General features: G+C 34.4%; 19 protein-coding genes. 10 read left to right on the forward strand and 9 right to left on the reverse strand.

The features are described from left to right. The first annotated feature begins 21 nt into the window (after window positions 1-21). Window positions 22-756 (forward strand): DUF3808 domain-containing protein, encoded by a 735-nt coding sequence (locus HOO91_07645; GenBank protein ID NOU17414.1) that lies wholly within the window; start codon window positions 22-24, stop codon window positions 754-756. Between the two features lie 65 nt (window positions 757-821). Here the strand turns inward: HOO91_07645 and HOO91_07650 are convergent, their stop codons facing one another. The 9 genes from HOO91_07650 to HOO91_07690 form a co-directional block, all read right to left on the reverse strand. Beyond that, window positions 822-1388: a GNAT family N-acetyltransferase gene (locus HOO91_07650; GenBank protein ID NOU17415.1), complete on the reverse strand. Its 567-nt coding sequence runs from the start codon at window positions 1386-1388 to the stop codon at window positions 822-824. A gap of 57 nt (window positions 1389-1445) precedes the next feature. Then, on the reverse strand, window positions 1446-3812 hold the full coding sequence (locus HOO91_07655) for a hypothetical protein (protein ID NOU17416.1): 2367 nt from the start codon (window positions 3810-3812) through the stop codon (window positions 1446-1448). 145 nt (window positions 3813-3957) lie between these two features. Beyond that, window positions 3958-5235 carry a hypothetical protein gene (locus HOO91_07660; GenBank protein ID NOU17417.1) on the reverse strand — a complete coding sequence of 426 codons (1278 nt, stop codon included), beginning with the start codon at window positions 5233-5235 and terminating at the stop codon, window positions 3958-3960. Between the two features lie 192 nt (window positions 5236-5427). Then, window positions 5428-6711: a 2-oxo acid dehydrogenase subunit E2 gene (locus HOO91_07665; GenBank protein NOU17418.1), complete on the reverse strand. Its 1284-nt coding sequence runs from the start codon at window positions 6709-6711 to the stop codon at window positions 5428-5430. Window positions 6712-6804: 93 nt separating this feature from the next. Continuing rightward, the gene (locus HOO91_07670) at window positions 6805-8745 is read right to left on the reverse strand and encodes a glycosyltransferase (protein ID NOU17419.1); all 1941 of its coding nucleotides are present in this window, start codon (window positions 8743-8745) and stop codon (window positions 6805-6807) included. A gap of 75 nt (window positions 8746-8820) precedes the next feature. Continuing rightward, window positions 8821-10029 (reverse strand): PLP-dependent aminotransferase family protein, encoded by a 1209-nt coding sequence (locus HOO91_07675; protein ID NOU17420.1) that lies wholly within the window; start codon window positions 10027-10029, stop codon window positions 8821-8823. 142 nt (window positions 10030-10171) lie between these two features. Further along, entirely contained in the window at window positions 10172-10465 is a 294-nt protein-coding gene (locus HOO91_07680; GenBank protein ID NOU17421.1) for a hypothetical protein, read from the reverse strand. Between the two features lie 78 nt (window positions 10466-10543). Further along, the gene (gene dinB, locus HOO91_07685) at window positions 10544-11653 is read right to left on the reverse strand and encodes a DNA polymerase IV (GenBank protein NOU17422.1); all 1110 of its coding nucleotides are present in this window, start codon (window positions 11651-11653) and stop codon (window positions 10544-10546) included. Window positions 11654-11822: 169 nt separating this feature from the next. Then, window positions 11823-12452 carry an endonuclease III gene (locus HOO91_07690; protein NOU17423.1) on the reverse strand — a complete coding sequence of 210 codons (630 nt, stop codon included), beginning with the start codon at window positions 12450-12452 and terminating at the stop codon, window positions 11823-11825. Window positions 12453-13049: 597 nt separating this feature from the next. On the opposite strand from HOO91_07690, the gene HOO91_07695 reads away from it, so the two are divergent. The 9 genes from HOO91_07695 (at window position 13050) to HOO91_07735 (ending at window position 18756) form a co-directional block, all read left to right on the forward strand. Then, window positions 13050-13730, forward strand: coding sequence for a DNA repair protein (locus HOO91_07695; protein NOU17424.1), 681 nt, complete (start codon window positions 13050-13052; stop codon window positions 13728-13730). Between the two features lie 169 nt (window positions 13731-13899). Beyond that, window positions 13900-15204 (forward strand): AAA family ATPase, encoded by a 1305-nt coding sequence (locus HOO91_07700; GenBank protein NOU17425.1) that lies wholly within the window; start codon window positions 13900-13902, stop codon window positions 15202-15204. A 3-nt stretch (window positions 15205-15207) separates the two neighbouring features. After that, the gene (locus tag HOO91_07705) at window positions 15208-15651 is read left to right on the forward strand and encodes a hypothetical protein (GenBank protein ID NOU17426.1); all 444 of its coding nucleotides are present in this window, start codon (window positions 15208-15210) and stop codon (window positions 15649-15651) included. A gap of 960 nt (window positions 15652-16611) precedes the next feature. Then, complete coding sequence (locus tag HOO91_07710; protein NOU17427.1) at window positions 16612-17073, forward strand: PIN domain protein; 462 nt, start codon at window positions 16612-16614, stop codon at window positions 17071-17073. Beyond that, the gene (locus HOO91_07715) at window positions 17063-17221 is read left to right on the forward strand and encodes a hypothetical protein (protein ID NOU17428.1); all 159 of its coding nucleotides are present in this window, start codon (window positions 17063-17065) and stop codon (window positions 17219-17221) included. The genes HOO91_07710 and HOO91_07715 overlap by 11 nt, the downstream gene beginning before the upstream one ends. A 268-nt stretch (window positions 17222-17489) precedes the next feature. Next, complete coding sequence (locus HOO91_07720) at window positions 17490-17723, forward strand: hypothetical protein (protein NOU17429.1); 234 nt, start codon at window positions 17490-17492, stop codon at window positions 17721-17723. 21 nt (window positions 17724-17744) lie between these two features. After that, a complete protein-coding gene (locus tag HOO91_07725) occupies window positions 17745-17945 on the forward strand; it encodes a hypothetical protein (GenBank protein NOU17430.1) in 201 nt (66 codons plus the stop codon). Window positions 17946-17983: 38 nt separating this feature from the next. Next, window positions 17984-18550 carry a hypothetical protein gene (locus HOO91_07730; protein NOU17431.1) on the forward strand — a complete coding sequence of 189 codons (567 nt, stop codon included), beginning with the start codon at window positions 17984-17986 and terminating at the stop codon, window positions 18548-18550. An 11-nt stretch (window positions 18551-18561) separates the two neighbouring features. Then, entirely contained in the window at window positions 18562-18756 is a 195-nt protein-coding gene (locus HOO91_07735) for a hypothetical protein (protein NOU17432.1), read from the forward strand. The last annotated feature ends 7 nt before the right edge of the window (window positions 18757-18763 follow it).

Below are 18763 nucleotides of genomic sequence, written 5' to 3' on the forward strand. Positions count from 1 at the left end.
CAAAATTTTATAATTGCATTTATGAAGATGAAGAAGATTATTATCAACCTTATTATAGCCTTGATAGTTACTCAGGGAGTAACGGCTCAATCCGGTTTTCAAGGGTTAATTGACTCGGGCAATCAAAACTTAAAAAGCCGAAATTTCAAAGGGGCAATTACTGATTTTAGCAATGCTCTTAAGGCTCAACCTTCGGATACTGCTGCATTAGGAGGAATTATTAAGGCTTGCTTACTAAACGATGATCTTAAGGAGGCTCAAAAGCATATCGATAATGCAATTAAAACTTACCCTCAAAACGCTGAGTTTCTTTTTCGTAGGGGTATCCTTGATAATAAGAAAGGTCAATTTGAGAAAGCAGTTGAAGATTTTACAGCGGCCCTTTCATTGAATTCGTCAAATGATCTTAAGGTTCAGATTTATTTAAACCTCGGTGCAACAAATCTTAAGCAAGAAGATTTCAAGATCGCAATAGAAAATTATAATTTAGCCTTGGAGTTATCCCCACGCAACCCAAGCATTTATAGCTACAGGGGTTATGCAAACTATAAACTTGGTTCTTTTACTGAAGCAATAAGCGATTATAATAATGCAATTGATTTAGATCCTAATAGTGCCTATAGCTATTATAATAGGGGTATGGCTTATCTCAAATCTTTAGACAAAGCTAAGTCATGTTTTGATTTCCATAAAGCATGTAGTTTAGGGAATGTGAATGCCTGTAAGATGATTGTATCTGAGTGTACATCAAAATAATACAGCAATATCGTATCATAACAGATAGGTTACCAATTAAAGGCAGCCTATTTTATGCGATATTATTAGTTCTTTATTAATTTAGAATTTGGATTTACAATTTGGAGCATTATCTCATCCTGCCAGCCATTCATTGTTTTCAGCCAATCCTTTTTGGCTCCAACAATCTCAAATCCAGAATTTTGAAAAAGCTGAAGGCTAATGGTATTATCAGAGGATATGTTACAATAAAGTTGGTGCAGCTGAAGTGTCTCAAATGTATATTTAACCATTAATTTTAGTGCCTCAGTGGCATAACCTTTTTGCCTGTATTCACTATTTGCAATAAGAATACCTATTCCAGCCCTAAGATGAAATGGGTCAAAATCGAATAAATCAATTAAACCCACTGAAACAAACATAAGAGAACTTTGATTCTTTGCTTCGATGATTAATCGAAGTTGCTTGGTTTCCCAAATGTCAAGATGCGCAGTTTCAATATACTTTTTTAGAACAAATCTCGAAAAGGGAGTTATTGTATTACTAACCTTCCATATCTCCATGTTGTTTTCCCAAGTATACAAAAGATCAATGTCTGGGAGTTCTGGAGCCCTCAACTTTACAATACTATTCTCTAGAGTTGAATCAATCATATTTACATAAATGTTTAGGAATAGCCTTAACTAACATAAGGAGGAAATTGAAAAAATCTACTCATTCTTTTTTTTCAAGTAAATATACCCAGCAGTTCCAATAATAACATATCCAAGAATTATGGCTAAGAACCACCAATTAGAATGAAATTCCGCAGTTGAAGTAATTTTTTCGTATAGTTTAAACTTCTGATCCTCTGGCAATCCGATATAAATTTCTATACTAACTTCGGCTAAAAGTTTAACAATTTCAGGTTCATATTTTTTAAACCGCTCTGCATCCTCCTTCTTCATTAACTTCCATAACTTTTCGAAGGAGTTAACGTTAGGATATTTTTGATGTACCTGTTCGAGGAATCCAGCAAGTCCAGGTGAGGCCTTATCGATTAGTTGATTCAATAAATAAATAAAGGCTTGATTTTGGTTATCCCCAGATATCGTTCTCGACTGATTCTTCATCGCAACAAATTCTGACGAGCTAAGTAAATCAATGAATCTAGTAAAGGTTCTTAATAGTTCATCGGTGTTGCCAGCAGAATCAACAATTTGAGTTAGCTGGTTAATCCTTAATTTTAGCAATGATGATGGGAAATGCCAGTCTTTTTGTAATGCATTTACCATCTTATCCTGCGAATGATTAGTAGATAAAAGAGTTAATATTTCAGGCAAATAGTTAGTCTCTGCAAGAGTGAACTTATCCGAAGATGTGCTATTAATTCTTGAGTCGTTTCTAGTTTCGTTCTTTTGTTGCGTTTTAATAGTATGTGTAGAGTCGGATGTCCCTTTTAGCTGATCAACCCTCTTTTGAACAGTGGAAAAATCTTTTGCTTCGGTAATATTGTCGTCAGTAATTAAGTTATTTGTTATGATTGGTGTAATTATTTTTTCTTCTTTTACATTCTGTTGAAGTTGTGCAACAATTGTTTTTGTTCTTTCAGCCTGATCCCTTAATTCATACTCTTTCCCATTAAAGAATAGTTTAAAATTCTTTTTAGGATCAATAAGAACTGGTATCTCAGATTTTTCAGCATTAATTAAAGCTAACCCAGTTTTGTTAATTGTATCAACTACAATTGAATTAATTCTATTATCGGGGTTTGTCTTTAAGAAATCTTTTGATGTAAAAATTGATTTTTGATACCTAAGAATAAAAATATCAAGTTGATAAATATCTTGTTCGCCATAGCCCTCCTTTTCAAAAAGAGATATCAGCCCACGTGAACCGTTTCCAATCGGTGAATAGAATAAATCATCATCAGTAGTATTGATAGGATATCCAAGATTTATTGGTTCACTCCAAGTTCCATCGGTTTTTATCTGGGAATAAAAAATATCATATCCCCCCATGTTATTATGACTCTCCGAACTAAAAAACAGGGTATTACCATCAGTAGTAACAAATGGGGTATTCTCATTCATCGAGGTATTAATTGTTGACCCTAAATTTTTTGCTACTCCCCAATTATCGTTATCCTCACGTTCCGATACGTAAATGTCTTGATCTCCAAATCCACCTTTTCTATTACTGGTAAAGTATAATTTCTTACCATCCGAAGAAATGCTTGCATGAGTTTCGTAATACTTAGTATTGATATTCTCATCCAATTTCTGCATTGGAGTCCACTTGCCATCAATAAAATGAGTAACATATATATTACCATCATGATTATCATCCTTAAATAAATATAACTCATTACCATCATTGGAGAGAGAAAGGGTAGAGCAATTGCCATCTACCTGTAAATCTAAGGTTATATTCATTGGAGTACCCCAAGCATTGCCTTTTTTTCGAGTAACATAAATAGCTTGATAAAATTTTTGCTTAGTTGTATATGCTAATGTATTCTCGTCGCCAGAAATTATTGGGTTATAATTTGCAAATCTGTTATTAATTTGATCTCCTAAATCATATCGAAGAAAATTAACTGGGTATGATTGTATTTTTTCTGAACTTTTTAAAGTTGATACTTGATGATTATAATAGACTAAATTCCAACTCTTATCATCTTTTATCAAATCTTTAAAAATTAAATATTCTTTCTGTGCTTTGTCTAATTGGTTTGTAATAAGATAAGCATTTCCCAAATAGAATACCGCATCGTATGGTGCTTTGGTTTCCAGAACTGATTGTTCGTTGTAATGTTTTTTGGTGTTTAACGCTGCTTTTTCTAGGTAAGGAATAGATTGCTGTTTATATCCAGGAATATTAAGGTAGCATACCCCTATTCTAAAGCAAATATTGTAATTGTTTGGGTAACTATTGTATACCTGCAAGTAAAGCGCCAATGCCTCTTCATAGTCCTCAAAATAATAGTAAGAGTTAGCATCTTTATATAAATCTTCTACCTCCTTTTTTGTTTGACCAAATAAGGAAAGCGATATAAAGATTAGCAGAAGGCCACTATATAACTTTAAAAATTTCATTTCGAGCTTAACTTCAGTTTTTCAATTTTATCAAAAATATTAAATTTCTGTATATAAATCATAATATTTATATAGAATGGCTTTAATTATTGATTATTTAAAGTTAATAGTTGACTTATTGAATACAAACAGTCTTAACAAACAGCTATAAATCAATGGTTACCATATATATATCTTCGCTTTGACTATCGACCTTCGTTCTAGAAATAAATCCTTTTAAACCATCCCCAATTGGGGAAAAGAAAAGATCATCATCTGTGGTATTTAAGGGATATCCCAAATTTTCAGGAGATCTCCATATACCATCTATTCTTTTTGAAACAAAAATATCATAACCACCCATTGTGTTGTGACCCTTGGAGCAAAAAAATAATTTTCTACCCCCATCTGCAATAACAGGAGCCGATTCATCCATAGGGGTATTAATTTCTGAACCTAAATTAACAGGATTTGACCATGAACCATCCAATAACTTTACTGATATATACAAATCAAAGCCACCAAAGCCACCTTCTCTATTGCTACTAAAATACAAAGTATCTCCAGTTACTGAAAGTGAGCCGTATGTTTCCCAACTTCTACCATTGATCTCTTTAGGAAGTTTTTCTTGTTGTAACCAAACTTTCTTGGATTGATCAAATTTACTGATGTAGAGGTTAAAATCATCGTTATCATTTCGAGAAAGAACCAGAGAGCCTCCATCGCCTGACATTCCGACATTGCTTATTGGTCCATCAGCAAAAATTTGAGGGTTGAGATTTGTTGGGGTTGACCATGTACTATCCTTATACTCACTGTACAGTATAGCATTATAAAATCGTTGCATCGAAGTATATATCAACATATCCCCATTTGAATTTGACACAGGATTGATTTCCGAAAAGTTTGAATTTATTGTCCTTCCTAAAGATTTAAATGTGATTTTTTTAGGGTTTGCAATCATATTTTTAGCCACCTCAACTGATTCAATCTCCTTATCAACAATAAGATAATCTTTAACAACATTTGAATTAATGGAGTTTTTATATGCTATAAAGGCCTGTAATGCTTTGTCAAAATCACCTGCAATTCTAAGAGCTCTCCCATAAAGGAGATAGGCTTCTTTTGGTGCTTTATTCTCAGTAAAATAGCCTTCGCGATATTTATCATTTATTTTAGCTATTGCTCTTTCAAGGTATGGGATTGACTTGTTCTTTTCAGTAGGAATATTTAAGTAACACTGGCCTATACGATAATGAATATTAGCATTTTCCGGGTATGATCGTTGAATCTCAAGGTATAAAGGCAAAGCATCACGATATTCCTCGTAAAGCAAATAGTATTCAGCATCAACAAAAACTCTTTTAAAGTAAGAGTCTTTTTGTCCAAACAAATTGATACTTAAAGTGATAAAAAACAAAACAGATAGACCCAGTCTCCTCATTTAGCTGAGATTTTCAACACCCTAGTGTGATTATTAAAAAAAAATTACACACAAAGTTCTAAAAAATCCCCGTAATCAGATTTTCATGCCAAAATAGTGAAATATACTGTGTTTGAAAAATTTAAACTGAAAAAAGATTATGCCAATAAGCAGAAGTTTAAAAAATGTATTTGAACTAATTGAAACCGGGGACTAAATAATTGCCTTTGATGGGTCAATTTTTTGAATATAATCCCTAACCACTTTAAGGTATGAACCAGCTAATGCACCATCAACAACTCGATGATCATATGATAATGATAGCATTACCATATGTCGAATTCCAATAGAATCACCAGTTGGGCTCTCAATTACAACAGGACGTTTGTTTACGGCTCCAATTGCAAGAATTGCAACCTGGGGTTGGTTGATTATTGGCGTACCAGTTAAAGTATCGAACATTCCAAGATTTGTAATAGTGAAAGTTCCTCCTTGTATCTCATCAGGTTTAAGTTGATTCTCTCTAGCACGTTTTGCCAAGTCATTTAGCGATTTGGATAAGCCTGTCAAGCTTAATCGATCTGCATTTTTAATCACTGGAACAATAAGATTGCCATTAGGAAGCGTTGTAGCAATTCCAATGTTGATATTCTTCTTTACTATTAAGTTTTCACCATCAAGAGAGGAGTTGATATGTAAATGCTGCTTGATTCCAAATACTGCTGCCTCAATAAAGAATGGGGTTAATGTTAACTTCGCCCCTTCCTTCTTAAAATATGACTCTTTTACTTTATCTCTTAGGATTACAAGGTTTGTAACATCTACCTCAATGAAAGAAGTTACATGTGCCGATGTTTGCTTCGACATCACCATATGCTCCGCAATTAACCTGCGCATACGATCCATCTTTATAACCTCATACATTACTCCATCGGATTGCTCATGAACTATAGGTGATGAATTTTCTTGTTGCTGAGGGGTATTTGCTGTTTTTTGAAAATCTTTTTCTTTTGAAGATAAGTAACCTAAAATATCATCCTTTGTGATTCTGCTATTAAGCCCTGTACCCTTTATATTTTTAAAATCATCGGGTTGAATGCCCTCATCCAAGGCTATTTTCCTAACTAGCGGTGATATGAATGGTTTATATGAATTTTGCTCAACAGTAATACTAGTTTCCTGAACTGGTTTTATATAATTATCATTACCAATTTCTGCTTGCTCCTTTTTAAGTGGTTTCTTAACCTCTCCTACGCCTTCGATCTCTATAATAACAATAGGTTGACCAACCCGAGGAACTTCGCCAACCTTAAAGAGTAACTGCTTTACTACGCCCTTTACTGGTGATGGTATTTCCGAATCAACTTTATCTGTTGCTATTTCAGCTAAAGATTGATCAATTTCAATATTTTGTCCTTCAGATACCAGCCAACGGGTAATTGTTGCATCAACAATTCCTTCGCCCATAGCAGGTAGTAATACTTCAAAAGCGTTCATAAATGATTATTTCTTTTTTAATCCACTTGATAAACATCTAAGAATTAAAAAAGTTGGTGTAATAACCCTTTTTATTCAATTAACTTGAATAAGTTAATTAAGTGAAAGGATATTTTTCCAAAGAATTGAAAGGTCTGAAACTATGCTGTAGTTTTTTGCATAGGCTAAATTAATTTCTGAATCATGATGTGATTCATCGTTACAATTTTTCTTTAATTGAAAAACACCATCTTTTATTTGGGGTAATCCGCTCATGGGATTATTGATTTTGATGTAACCTATCCATGTTTTTCTACCAAAAAGAACTGTAATTGCATTGGAAAGCAAAAAGATTGGTTTTCTACTGATTATAAACCATATAGGAATAGTAATTAGAATAAATATTGAAACACCAAGATCTAGTAATCTTTTATTTCTTTTGCTAGTAATACTATTTATCGCATTAAAGAGCGGTGTGTAAAGTTCTCCTGATGCATTTATTGAATTACTTCCTATAATGGAAACGCTTTCGGGAGGAGCAATTTTATAGTCAACTCCGAAGTTTGAAAGAATGAGCATATTTCTGATTATCTCTTGAGATGAGATATTGCTACTGCAAAAGATAATTTCGTTAATATCGTTTACACGAACAAACTCAACTAATTGGTCAATATTTGCTAGTTGGGTTTGATCTGTAATTTCCTTTTGTGGCGAAACTAATCCAATGTATTGATAATCAATATAGGAATTATTAAGAATTTCAATTATTCTTTCTGCCTCAGAAGGAAGGCCAACAATTGCATTTCGCTTCTTTTTCTGAAAGAAAGGAATAAGATTCTTATCAAAAACACCTATAAAGACTCTAACTCCTTGAGTTGATAAAACTGTCCATACAGATCCTAAAATGATAATTGCACGAGAAAATCGAAAATTCAGTGGCAGCAATGCGTATATAGCAAGAATAAGAGTCGTACCCCAAAGAACTCCTTTGGTTGTTGCAAACAACTTCTGGGGCTTATCGTATGCCCCATTCAACCAATTTGATAGCAACCATATGATTATGTATATGGGAATCATAACCATAACAAGTTTATCTGGGTAGGAGTTCAATGCATGAAATCGATAGTTCTCCCAGTTAGGAACAATAAAAAGGAAACCAATAACTATTAAAAAAGCATCTAAGATTGGAAGATAAATATGCTTCGCTATTCTTTTAATTATTGATAGAAAAGCTCTTAAGTAAATAGCTGAAAAAATCACACCCATATACAAATGCGCCTTCTTCTGGGTAAAGTGCTTTTGTGCAAACAGAATCATTGCTTTATAGAACAGGAGCACATAGTTAATGCTCCCTTTTTTTGTACTCTCCCCTTTATAATGTATAATGCGAGTTTCGGGGTAATAATAATTATCGTAGTTTGCTTTAAGAATTCTGTATGAAAGGTCGATGTCTTCACCATACATAAAGAAACTCTCATCGAGAAGACCAACTTTACCTAAAACCTCTTTTCTAATAAACATAAAGGCTCCAGGGAGAATTTCTATTTTGTGGGTTTTATTCTCATCGAGATGTCCAAGATAGTAACGAGCAAAAATTTTTGATCTAGGAAAAAGCTTGGCTAACCCAAATATCTTATAGAATGATACCATGGGTGAAGGCAGTCCTCTCTTTGACTCAGGCAAATAACGGCCTTTTCCATCAATCATTTTTACAGTTAAACTCCCTGCCGTAGGATGTAAATTCATAAAGTTGATACACTTTGAAAATGTATCTTCCTCAACAACAGTATCGGGATTCAACAATAGAACAAACCTCCCTGAGATCTTACGAATGGCTTGATTATTTGCAACTGAAAAACCTAGATTCTCTGTATTCTCTAACAACTTAACATCAGGGAATCGTTGTTTAACCATTTGGCACGAACCATCTGCTGAAGCATTATCAACTACAAATACCTCCATATCAATGTCCCTGCCGGCTTTATATACTGATATTAAGCACTGCTCCAAAAAGTACTTCACATTGTAGTTAACAATAACAACAGATAATTCCATAGTGCAATAAAGGTAGAAAAAAAGGGACTACCCCCAAATTTAAGGTATAGTCCCCATTAAAAAAATCTTAACCAATTATTTCATCATTTTTCTTATTGCATTAGCTAAGCGTTTAGCGCCTTCCACATTCATTTCTTTGGACATAAAAGAAAAATTAATACGAAGGGTGTTTTTACCGCTACCATCGCAATGAAAAACGTTACCAATTACAAAAGCGACATTTTCCTGAATTGCAATTTTAAATAATTCTTCGGCATCCATGTATTCAGGCAGGGTCATAAATAAGAATAGTCCCCCTTCTGGTTCTGTCCATTTAACTCCTTCTGGCATATATTCTCTGAATGCAGCAATCATGCAATCACGTTTTTCGCGATAACTTTTTATAATAAACTGCAGGTTTGTATCAAAATAGCCTTTATCAAAATATCTCGCTAAAATCTTTTGTGCAAAAGCAGATGTACACAAATCAGTTGATTGTTTTGCAAGTACAAGTTTATCGATTATATCTTCGTGAGCCACAACCCACCCAATTCTGAATCCTGGCACAAATATTTTCGACATTGTTCCAAGCATAATTACCTGACCTGTTCCTTCGAGTTGGTAGATTGTTTTTTGAGGTTCACCGTGAAAACGTATTTCTCTGTAAGGACTATCCTCAACTATTAGCACATCGTATTTATGTGCAATTTCAATAATTTTCAATCTTCTGGATTCAGGCATTGTAATGCCTGCAGGATTTTGAAAATCGGGAATTGTATAAATAAACTTTGGCTTTTCACCCTTGGCTTTAAGGTCAGCCAGAGCTTTTTCAAGTAAATCGGCCCTCATACCATTCTCATCAAGCAGAATACCTATAAGTTCAGCACCATAAGTTAAAAATGCAGAAATTCCTCCAAGATAGCTTGGAAGTCCACAAATAATTTTATCGCCTGGATTTATAAAGATTTTTGGAATCAAATCAAGACCTTGCTGAGACGAGGTGGTGATTATTAAATTATTACAGCTAAGATTTAAACCTTCTTTTTGGTAACGCTCAACCATTATCTGTCTTAATCTATTATCGCCCTCCGTTAATCCATATTGTAACGCTTGTACACCTTCTTTCTCAAGAACTTCAACTGAAATTTCTTTAAGTTGTTCAATAGGGAAACTATCTGGCGATGGCAGACCTCCTGCAAAAGAGATGATTTCTGGTCTTTGGGTTAACTTAAGTATTTCACCCATTGCAGAGTGTTTCAGTCCCTTACCGCATGTAGAAAAGATTTGGTTTAAATCTGTAATCATAATAGCTCAATAAAAGTTTATTATTTCAATACAATAATATTTTCGTCTTTTTTTTTGATAATCTACCGTCAAATCATCCTTGCAAAGTTATGAAATGAAACTTTACTGGCAATTGTTTTGAAAGTATTATTGTACAATTGTATTACTCTTTCATCTTTTTCCAGGTATTTGCTAAAGTTTCTCTTAAAGTTGATATAGCGCTTTCAAATCCGTTGTGAACCTCCTTCCATGAATCAGAGTTAGATTGGCACATTTCCTTAAACTTTTCGTTTAGTTTTTCCCCTTCTTCTTTCATCGCTTTAATATTAACCTCCATATTTTCGCTAAAATCTTTGCTAGCATTACGGAGTTTTTCTTCAAGAGATTCGATACCTTTAAAAATATCGTCCAATGTTTTATGGGCATTCTCTTGGTATTTTTTTCGTTGTTGTTCCATAAAGTTTAGTTTAAAGTGATAATGATATTTTCAGATTGAATTTATTCTTTCAATCTACATAAGTTTATCAATGGTAAATTAGTCATCAAACAACCTTAATTGTCCGGATTTATCATGCTTTTTTATTTCAATGATTCTTTCCTTAAAATTTGACAAGGTGACACCCAAAAGTCGAACCTTTTTACCCTCAAGCCCTGCTGAAATCAGAAGAGACCTTGCTATTACTTGAATTTGTTCTAACTCCCCTATTGGATTAGGAAACGACTGACTTCGGGTAATTTGTTTAAAATCACTGAACTTTATCTTTAATGTTATGGTTCGTCCTTTCAAGTTATATTTTTGCAACCGATTATAAGTTGTCTGGGCTATCCTGTCTAATTCTGCGTTCAATTCCTCGATATCTGAAAGATCATGAAGAAAAGTATCCTCCGCTCCGATTGATTTTGTCTCTCTCTCTGGTTGAACACTTCTTTCATCTATACCACGAACAATGTTATAGTAAAATCGCCCCACCTTTCCAAAACGCTGTACCATTTCATGTTCAGTCAATTTTTTTAAATCTGCACCCGTAAAGAGGTTCATCTTTTTCATCTTCTCGGCAGTTACCTTACCAACACCGAAAAATTTTTCCACAGGAAGATTTTCAATAAAAGATTCGACCTTGGAAGGTGCTATAAATGTTAAACCATCTGGTTTTTGCATATCAGATGCGATTTTGGCAACAAATTTATTTACAGACACCCCAGCAGAAGCAGTCAAATTCAGTTCATCTTTAATTGTCTGCCTTATCTGCTTGGCGATTTCAATAGCCGAACCAATATTTTGCTTGTCGTGCGTGACATCCAAATAGGCTTCATCCAACGAAAGGGGTTCAATAAGGTCAGTATAGCGAGCAAATATCTCTCGTAATTTATTGGAAACTTCTTTGTAAACGTTGAATCGTGGTCTGATAAAAATAACTTCAGGACAAAGTTGCAACGCTCTTTTTGATGACATTGCCGAGTGTAAGCCAAACTTTCGAGCCTCATAGCTTGCCGTGGCAACTACACCACGACCTTCAGGCGATCCTCCCACTACTATAGGCTTACCACGGTACAATGGATTATCACGCTGCTCAATAGATGCATAAAAAGCATCCATGTCGACATGGATTATCTTACGCTGTCCCTTATTTGACTCATTTCCCATCGAATTTCTTGATGAAACCTTAGACGCAAATATAGGGATAGTAAAATATAAAGTACAATATTATATAACTTGGTTTAGAAGTGTATGAGGCATTATTTTTTGTTCCAAATCACCTGATTTCTTCTTAATATTATTCACTACAATTCAGGTTTATTGGTAGTCTATTTTTCTATGAATTTTGAGAATTATAGTAATTACATACGGTATTCATAGCACAATCATTACATTTTGGTTTTGATGGTCTGCAAATCTCCCTACCTAAAAAGGATATAGCCATACCAACCTCATTCCAAATTGGTTTTGGAAAAACACTCATCAATTGCTTTTCAATCTTTTCAGGATTAGTCCCTTCGGCAACTCCAAGGCGTGGAGCAACACGTAATACATGTAAATCAACAATAATACCTTCTGCCTCAAAGCCTGATTCTCGAATAATTACATTCGCCGATTTTCTACCAATACCAGAAAGTTTTGTTAACTCCTGCATTGTATTAGGTATCTTACTATCCTCGCCTACCGTTTTTGCCAACTTCGAAAGCCAATTGGACTTGTTGCCAAAATTCCTAACCGAACTAATTATTCCTTGAATATCTTCAACACTTGCTTTTGCAAGATGGCTCATTGTTGGGTATATCTTAAAAAAATCCTTAGCAATTTCATTAATATGCTTATCTGAGTCTTGCGCCGACAATATAACCATTACAACGAGTTGGTAACGATTTGCATAATCCAACGGATGTTTTCTTTTGCTATATTGTTTAAGCAATGGCTCAATATTTTTAGGCCAATTAACTTCCATTGTTAGTTTGTATTTTGATTGATAATCTATTCTTTGCAATGATTCAAATATGGTAATTAAATCAGAACTAATATATACAATTTAAATAGAATATTTCCCGCTAAGCGTAGTCTCCTGACTACGCTTTTTAAACAACGGTCTCTGATCGCATCAATTCAAAACAATAATATTCAACCACGTTGTGGTTGTTTTTTATCTTATACCATACCCCGCATTGCATACGGGGCTATTCACCTTCAATCCCTTCGGGATTAAAAATAAAGAGTTCCAACTTCGTAAAGAAGATTGTAATTCTTAACAATGATTGTTTAGTCAGCGGGCGGCCGGAAACCGAAGCCGAAGGCGAACTCAGCGAAGCTAGATATGGCGAGCCTGAGCTGGCCTGCGGGCGGGAGCATCATATGTTGACTTCGTCGAACTCGCAAATAACGCTCGGTTCTTGATCTTTTGGTACTTTTCCATCAAGGGAAAAGTACAAGAAAAAATTTCTTCCACACCCCTCTTTTCCGACCTAAGAAGGAAGAGAGGGGTCGGGGGTGAGTTTTCCAATCCAAATTTTTCCTACATTTGTTTCCACTGAACGGAAAAAACAGATCCATGACCATAAAGCTCACCAGTAAGCAGCGCATAATAATCCGAAGTTCCGATGATGTATTCAAAATAATGAAGGAGATCCTCCTGCGTGAGGATAAAATCGATAGGGAGAAGGAGCATTTCTGGGTGGTTGGTCTTGCCAATAACCTCCGCATAAGGTATGTGGAGCTCATTAGCATGGGCAGTGTAAGTAATACTGTTGTTGAACCCATGAACGTATTCCGCTGGTCGGTGATGAAGGGCTGCGTACAGGTAATTATGGTGCACAACCACCCCAGCGGGAACCTCAAGCCTTCCGCTATAGATATAGACCTCACCGACCACCTATTCCAGGTAGGGCGTATACTCAATATCAATGTACTGGACCACCTAATAATCTCCACCAAATCCTATATGAGCTTTGCCGATACTAAATTATTGGAGAAGCTGGCGGAGAGCACCAAGTACGTTCCCTCGTTTGAGCTAATTGAGCGAATCCGTGCTGAGGAGAGGAAGATTAGGGAGGAAGCTGTAAGGGTTGCAGAAAAAAAAGGAAAGAATGAAGGTTTAAAGGAGGGTGAGATTAGAGGAATAGAAAAAGAAAAGATTAAGATAGCCAGAGGGATGAAAAAGAAAGGGTTCTCAATTAAAGATATTATTGAATTAACGGGATTGACGAAGAGGGAGATAGAGAAGATAAAATAGAATTTACTCTAAGTATGTATTAAATATTGTATGGTTTTATTATGCAATACATGCAAAAAGGGATGTTAAAGTATGGGGTTGTTATACATATAAATAAGTTATCTGCAATTCTGAAAGAGACGACACTAAAGCAAATTTAACTAACTTTGTAACATAGAAAATAACAATAATGCAACGAATAGAAATAAAAAATTTCGGCCCGATTAAAGATTTAAGTCTTGACATCAAAGACTTCATCCTATTAATTGGACCACAAGCAAGTGGGAAAAGTACAATTGCCAAAACGATTTTCTTCTTTAAGTCTCTCAACGATGATTTGGTCAAATTCTTTATCAAGGGTTTAGATGATGGAAATTTCACCAAACCATACAATTCGTATGGTAAGATAATAAGACAGAAATACCTTGACTATTTTGGTTCGAGCGTTCACCTTGAAGGTCTTCAACTCAAATATTTCTATAATGAGAGTATTTGGATTACAATTTCGCTTGAAACAAGACATAAATATATTACTCCAACTTTAAGTGAGTCACTTATAAAAAATATTGGCAGTTTAGTTTTAGAAGCCGAAGAATATTATTATTCACTAAAACAAAGAAACCCGAACTTGCTAACTAGTAAAGACTTATTGGAATTAGATGCAGATAAAAGAAAATTTATTTCGTATGTAAAGAATAAATGCAATAATATTTTTCAGGAAGACAGAGAATTAATTTTTATCCCAGCGGGTAGGAGTTTATTGGCTACTCTGTCAGACCAACTTCAATATATAAATCCAAGAAACTTAGATTTCTTAATGCGAACTTTTTTGGATAAAATAAATATCGTAAGACCCATATTTAATATGTCTCTTTCTGACATCATAAAAGAAAGAAGATTACTAACACAGTACAATATTGATTACAATAAAACAAAACTTGCAGAAGAAATCATTTGCAAAATATTAAAAGGAAAGTATCAGTATGATAAAGACGGTGAAAAAATTTATTACGACACTAATAAATATGTTAAATTAAATTTTTCATCATCAGGTCAACAAGAGTCACTCTGGATTTTACTACTTCTCTTCATAATTATTTTAGAAAAACAAAACGTTTTTATAGTGATTGAAGAACCTGAGGCTCACCTTTTCCCAGAAGCACAAAAGGAAATATCAAATTTGATAGCACTAATGTCTAACGTTGAAAACTCTCAAGTGATTATTACAACACATAGTCCCTACATCTTAGCTTCATTAAATAATTTAATACTTGCGCACAAAGTGGGTAATAAAAATCACAAGCAAGTGTCAGAGAAAATAAATAAAAACCTTTGGATTAACAGAGAAAAAGTCTTTGCAGCTATTGTTACGAGTGGACAAGTAAAAGACATAATTGATAAGGAGTTGAATATAATCCAGCAAGAAAATATTGACTCTGTTTCGAGTACAATAAATGATGAATTTGATTTTTTATTTCAACTTGAAACAGTTTAAACCATGTCCTGCAAACCTTACGAAAACTGTTATGAATTCTTCAAACAGAAAAATAGAATTGTAACTTGTTCCGACAAGAAATCATCGACAAAGTATATCTATGAAAATAATTCCTTAGACGAATTATCAAAATATATAGTTGATGGATGCTTAATAGATGATGACGGTTCAAAATGTGACTTTTTACTACTTAATTGTAGTAAAGAAATTTCATACTTCATAGAGCTAAAAGGTTCTGATTTGATTAAAGCCGTTGAACAAATTGACCGTACAATTGACATCCTTCATAAAGATTTCAGTTCATATTCTATACACGCAAGAATAGTTTTGACAAGAGTGAACACTACTGACCTAAAAAACACCAAACTGATAAAACTTGAAAGCAAACTAAAAAAATTAAATGGAAAATTGATTAAGCAAACAAGACAATTGACCGAAACTAATTAAGCATAGCAGCTCGGTTCGGCACAAGCTAGCGAAGCGCACCCGGCTCGGTTTATTAATAGCAGGCTGCGCCAGCAAATGGTAGATAAAATATAAAAAGGACGAGACTCTAGCCTCGTCCTTTCTATATATTATAGGCAATGCCCTAAAAAAATAAACCGAAACAACCTCAACCTTAACAGGGAATTCCCTTCCCTTTACAAAAATCTGTTAAGCCCCCTTTTTTCAAGGGGGTTGGGGATTTTACCTTCCTCCTATAAAAATCCATTAAGCCCCATTTTTTCAAGGAAATTGAGGTTTTTAGCCTAGTTCCTATCAAGCTCAATATTCAGATTCGTCGATTCACCGTTTGCAACAGTTATAACAACCCGGCTGGGTGAAGTCTGCGACTTCGTCCTTTTTAAACAGCGGTCTCTGACCGTACTAATTCAAAACAATAATGAACCCTGCTTTCGCAGGGTTCATTACCCTAATAATATTCAACCACTTTGTGGTTGTTTTTTATCTCATGCCACACCCCGCATTGCATACGGGGCTATTCACATTTAATCCCTTCGGGATTAAAAATAAAGAATTCCAATCTCTTAAAAAGATCGGAATTCTTAACAATCATTGTTTTGTCGGCGGGCGGCCTGAAGATATGGCGAGCCTGAGAAAGCCCGTGGGCAGAACGGCGAAGCCCTCATGAGCCGAAGGCGAATAACCATCATATCTTCTTGATTTTTTGGTACTTTTTTATCAAGAAAAAAGTACAGAAATAATTCCTTCAATCCTCTCTATTCTTATGGGCTTCATCTGCATAATACTCAAGCACCCTATGGTTGGTTTTTATCTCATGCCACACCCCGCATTGCATACGGGGCTATTCACATTTAATTACTTGGGGATTATATGGCTGAAACCCCTCCGAATCGAAATTTTCTTTTAATAGCAAATCTTTGTAACTTTGGAGAAAAATGAAAGATGAAGCAAAGAATTTACATAGACACTTCTGTTGTTGGTGGATACTTTGATGAGGAATTTCTTGAAGCTACTCAAGAACTTTTTAAGCGATTGGAGAACAATGAAGTAATTTTCGTAATTTCCAATCTACTTGAACTAGAATTAACAGGAGCTCCGCAAAATGTTCGTAATTTACTTTATGAATTTAGCCCAGAGAAATTTGAACGAGTTCAGCTGACAGAGGAAGCAATAATACTTGCAGACAAATATATCGCTGAAAAAGTAGTTGGTAGAACTAGCCTTGAGGATTGTAGACATATTGCACTCGCTACAATAAATAGGGTCGACATTCTTGCCAGTTGGAACTTTAAACATATTGTTAACCTAGACAGAATAAAAGGGTACAATTCTGTTAATTATAAACTAGGATACCCTATGATTGAAATTCGAAGTCCTAAAGATTTAATACATTATGAAGACTAAAAAAGAAAAAACATTTGACGCAGTAAAAATGATGCGTGAGATACGTGATAAAATAAGTAATGAAACTCAGAATATGACTTTTGAAGAGTTTAAAAAGTATTTAGAATCACGTATTAAAGAAAGTGGATTGAAACCTATCGGACAATAATGCCCCCCGCTGGGTGAACATTGCTTTCAGCGAACTCGCAAAGTACACTCGGTTAGCGAAGCATATCTACGTCGTAACTAACGGAGGTCTCCAGACCGCACCAATTCAAAACAATAATGAACCCTGCTTTCGCAGGGTTCATTATGCTCACAATATTCAACCACTCAGTGGTTGTTTTTTTTCTCATACCTTTCCCCGCATTGCATACGGGGCTATTCACCTTTAATCCTCCGTTGGTTACTATAATTTCTCGTACAGGGATAATGTTTTGGCAAAAATACTTAATGATTCTGGATGTAGGGACTCAACGAGATTTCAGGATGGCGCGTGCAGTAACTCTTATATGCTCAAAGACTCTGTAACCTCTTTGTTACAAATTACCAGGTTGGATACCTCAAGGAATATTGTATCTGGCACCTTCACCTTAAAGTTGGTAAAACCTGACGGCACATCTAAAAATCTTACCGAAGGAAGATTTGACGACTTTTACAACCCATATTAATAAGCCTAAATCACAAGCAGAATGAAAAAATTTATCTTTGCATTAGTGCTTAATCTTTTAATAGGAATTAATAGTTTTTCTCAACCTGTTTCCATAACTGCTCAAATTTCTTATAATGGCGTATGTGCAAATGGTACTTATATGGCCTATCGGGCATGGAATAATTACAATATTCTTTTGAATACACTTAGAAAACCCTTAATATTTATCTGTTTAATTTAAATTTCTCCTAATTTTATATTAAAAACTAATCAATAGTTATGAAACAAATTAAAACATTCAATAAACTAGCAGTATTCTTTTTCCTTATCCTCTTTGGTTGTGAAAAAAATGATATACTGCCTGATATTACAGAGGAAGGTCTCAATACCTTTGGTATGCTAGTTGATGGAAAAATATGGAAGCCGTATACCCCTATATCTATTGTAGGCCCTATATCTCTTGATGTTAAATATTCTACCCATTCTCATCTTCTAAATATTGAAGCATTAAATACAAAAAAGGGACAAGGTTTAAGTTTTTATGCCGAAAAAATACAATCAGTGGGTTATTATAATTTTTCTTATAGAAACAACTTCAAGGCATCTGACACATCATGTCATTCATGCATTGACTATAAAGATAGTACTAGATTTGAAGATGGGAGTGGAATTTACAATGCATATAAACTAATAGATTCTGTTAATTCGGTAATTAATATTACCAGATTGGATACGTTTAGAAGTATAATTTCGGGAACGTTCTCGTTGAACCTTAAAAATCCTAGTGGTAAAATTATTAATATTACAGAAGGCAGATTTGATTTCCATTATTTATCAATAGAATAAACATTAAGTTCATGAAACTAACATTCGTGTTTTTGTGGTCATTTTTTGTTACAACATTATGTTTTGGGCAAACAGCAATTACTGCTTCAATACTATACAATGGCTCAAAAGCAAGTGGTACTTATATGGCTTATCGGGCTAGGAATAATTATAATATTCCTTTGAATACACTTGGAAAACCTTTAATATTTAACTGTTTAATTTAAATTTCTC

The sequence above is a fragment of the Bacteroidales bacterium genome, from assembly GCA_013141385.1.
Classification (GTDB): Bacteria; Bacteroidota; Bacteroidia; order Bacteroidales; family Tenuifilaceae; genus UBA8529.

Excerpts from the sequence above, each read along its gene's own strand:
- HOO91_07710 (NOU17427.1), top strand. The coding sequence starts at position 16,612 with ATGAAGCAAAGAATTTACATAGACACTTCTGTTGTTGGTGGATACTTT.
- HOO91_07650 (NOU17415.1), bottom strand. The coding sequence starts at position 1,388 with ATGATTGATTCAACTCTAGAGAATAGTATTGTAAAGTTGAGGGCTCCA.
- HOO91_07665 (NOU17418.1), bottom strand. The coding sequence starts at position 6,711 with ATGAACGCTTTTGAAGTATTACTACCTGCTATGGGCGAAGGAATTGTT.
- HOO91_07680 (NOU17421.1), bottom strand. The coding sequence starts at position 10,465 with ATGGAACAACAACGAAAAAAATACCAAGAGAATGCCCATAAAACATTG.
- HOO91_07695 (NOU17424.1), top strand. The coding sequence starts at position 13,050 with ATGACCATAAAGCTCACCAGTAAGCAGCGCATAATAATCCGAAGTTCC.
- HOO91_07655 (NOU17416.1), bottom strand. The coding sequence starts at position 3,812 with ATGAAATTTTTAAAGTTATATAGTGGCCTTCTGCTAATCTTTATATCG.
- HOO91_07700 (NOU17425.1), top strand. The coding sequence starts at position 13,900 with ATGCAACGAATAGAAATAAAAAATTTCGGCCCGATTAAAGATTTAAGT.
- HOO91_07645 (NOU17414.1), top strand. The coding sequence starts at position 22 with ATGAAGATGAAGAAGATTATTATCAACCTTATTATAGCCTTGATAGTT.
- HOO91_07715 (NOU17428.1), top strand. The coding sequence starts at position 17,063 with ATGAAGACTAAAAAAGAAAAAACATTTGACGCAGTAAAAATGATGCGT.
- HOO91_07690 (NOU17423.1), bottom strand. The coding sequence starts at position 12,452 with ATGGAAGTTAATTGGCCTAAAAATATTGAGCCATTGCTTAAACAATAT.
- HOO91_07660 (NOU17417.1), bottom strand. The coding sequence starts at position 5,235 with ATGAGGAGACTGGGTCTATCTGTTTTGTTTTTTATCACTTTAAGTATC.
- HOO91_07670 (NOU17419.1), bottom strand. The coding sequence starts at position 8,745 with ATGGAATTATCTGTTGTTATTGTTAACTACAATGTGAAGTACTTTTTG.
- HOO91_07725 (NOU17430.1), top strand. The coding sequence starts at position 17,745 with ATGAAAAAATTTATCTTTGCATTAGTGCTTAATCTTTTAATAGGAATT.
- HOO91_07675 (NOU17420.1), bottom strand. The coding sequence starts at position 10,029 with ATGATTACAGATTTAAACCAAATCTTTTCTACATGCGGTAAGGGACTG.
- HOO91_07705 (NOU17426.1), top strand. The coding sequence starts at position 15,208 with ATGTCCTGCAAACCTTACGAAAACTGTTATGAATTCTTCAAACAGAAA.
- HOO91_07730 (NOU17431.1), top strand. The coding sequence starts at position 17,984 with ATGAAACAAATTAAAACATTCAATAAACTAGCAGTATTCTTTTTCCTT.
- HOO91_07735 (NOU17432.1), top strand. The coding sequence starts at position 18,562 with ATGAAACTAACATTCGTGTTTTTGTGGTCATTTTTTGTTACAACATTA.
- dinB (NOU17422.1), bottom strand. The coding sequence starts at position 11,653 with ATGGGAAATGAGTCAAATAAGGGACAGCGTAAGATAATCCATGTCGAC.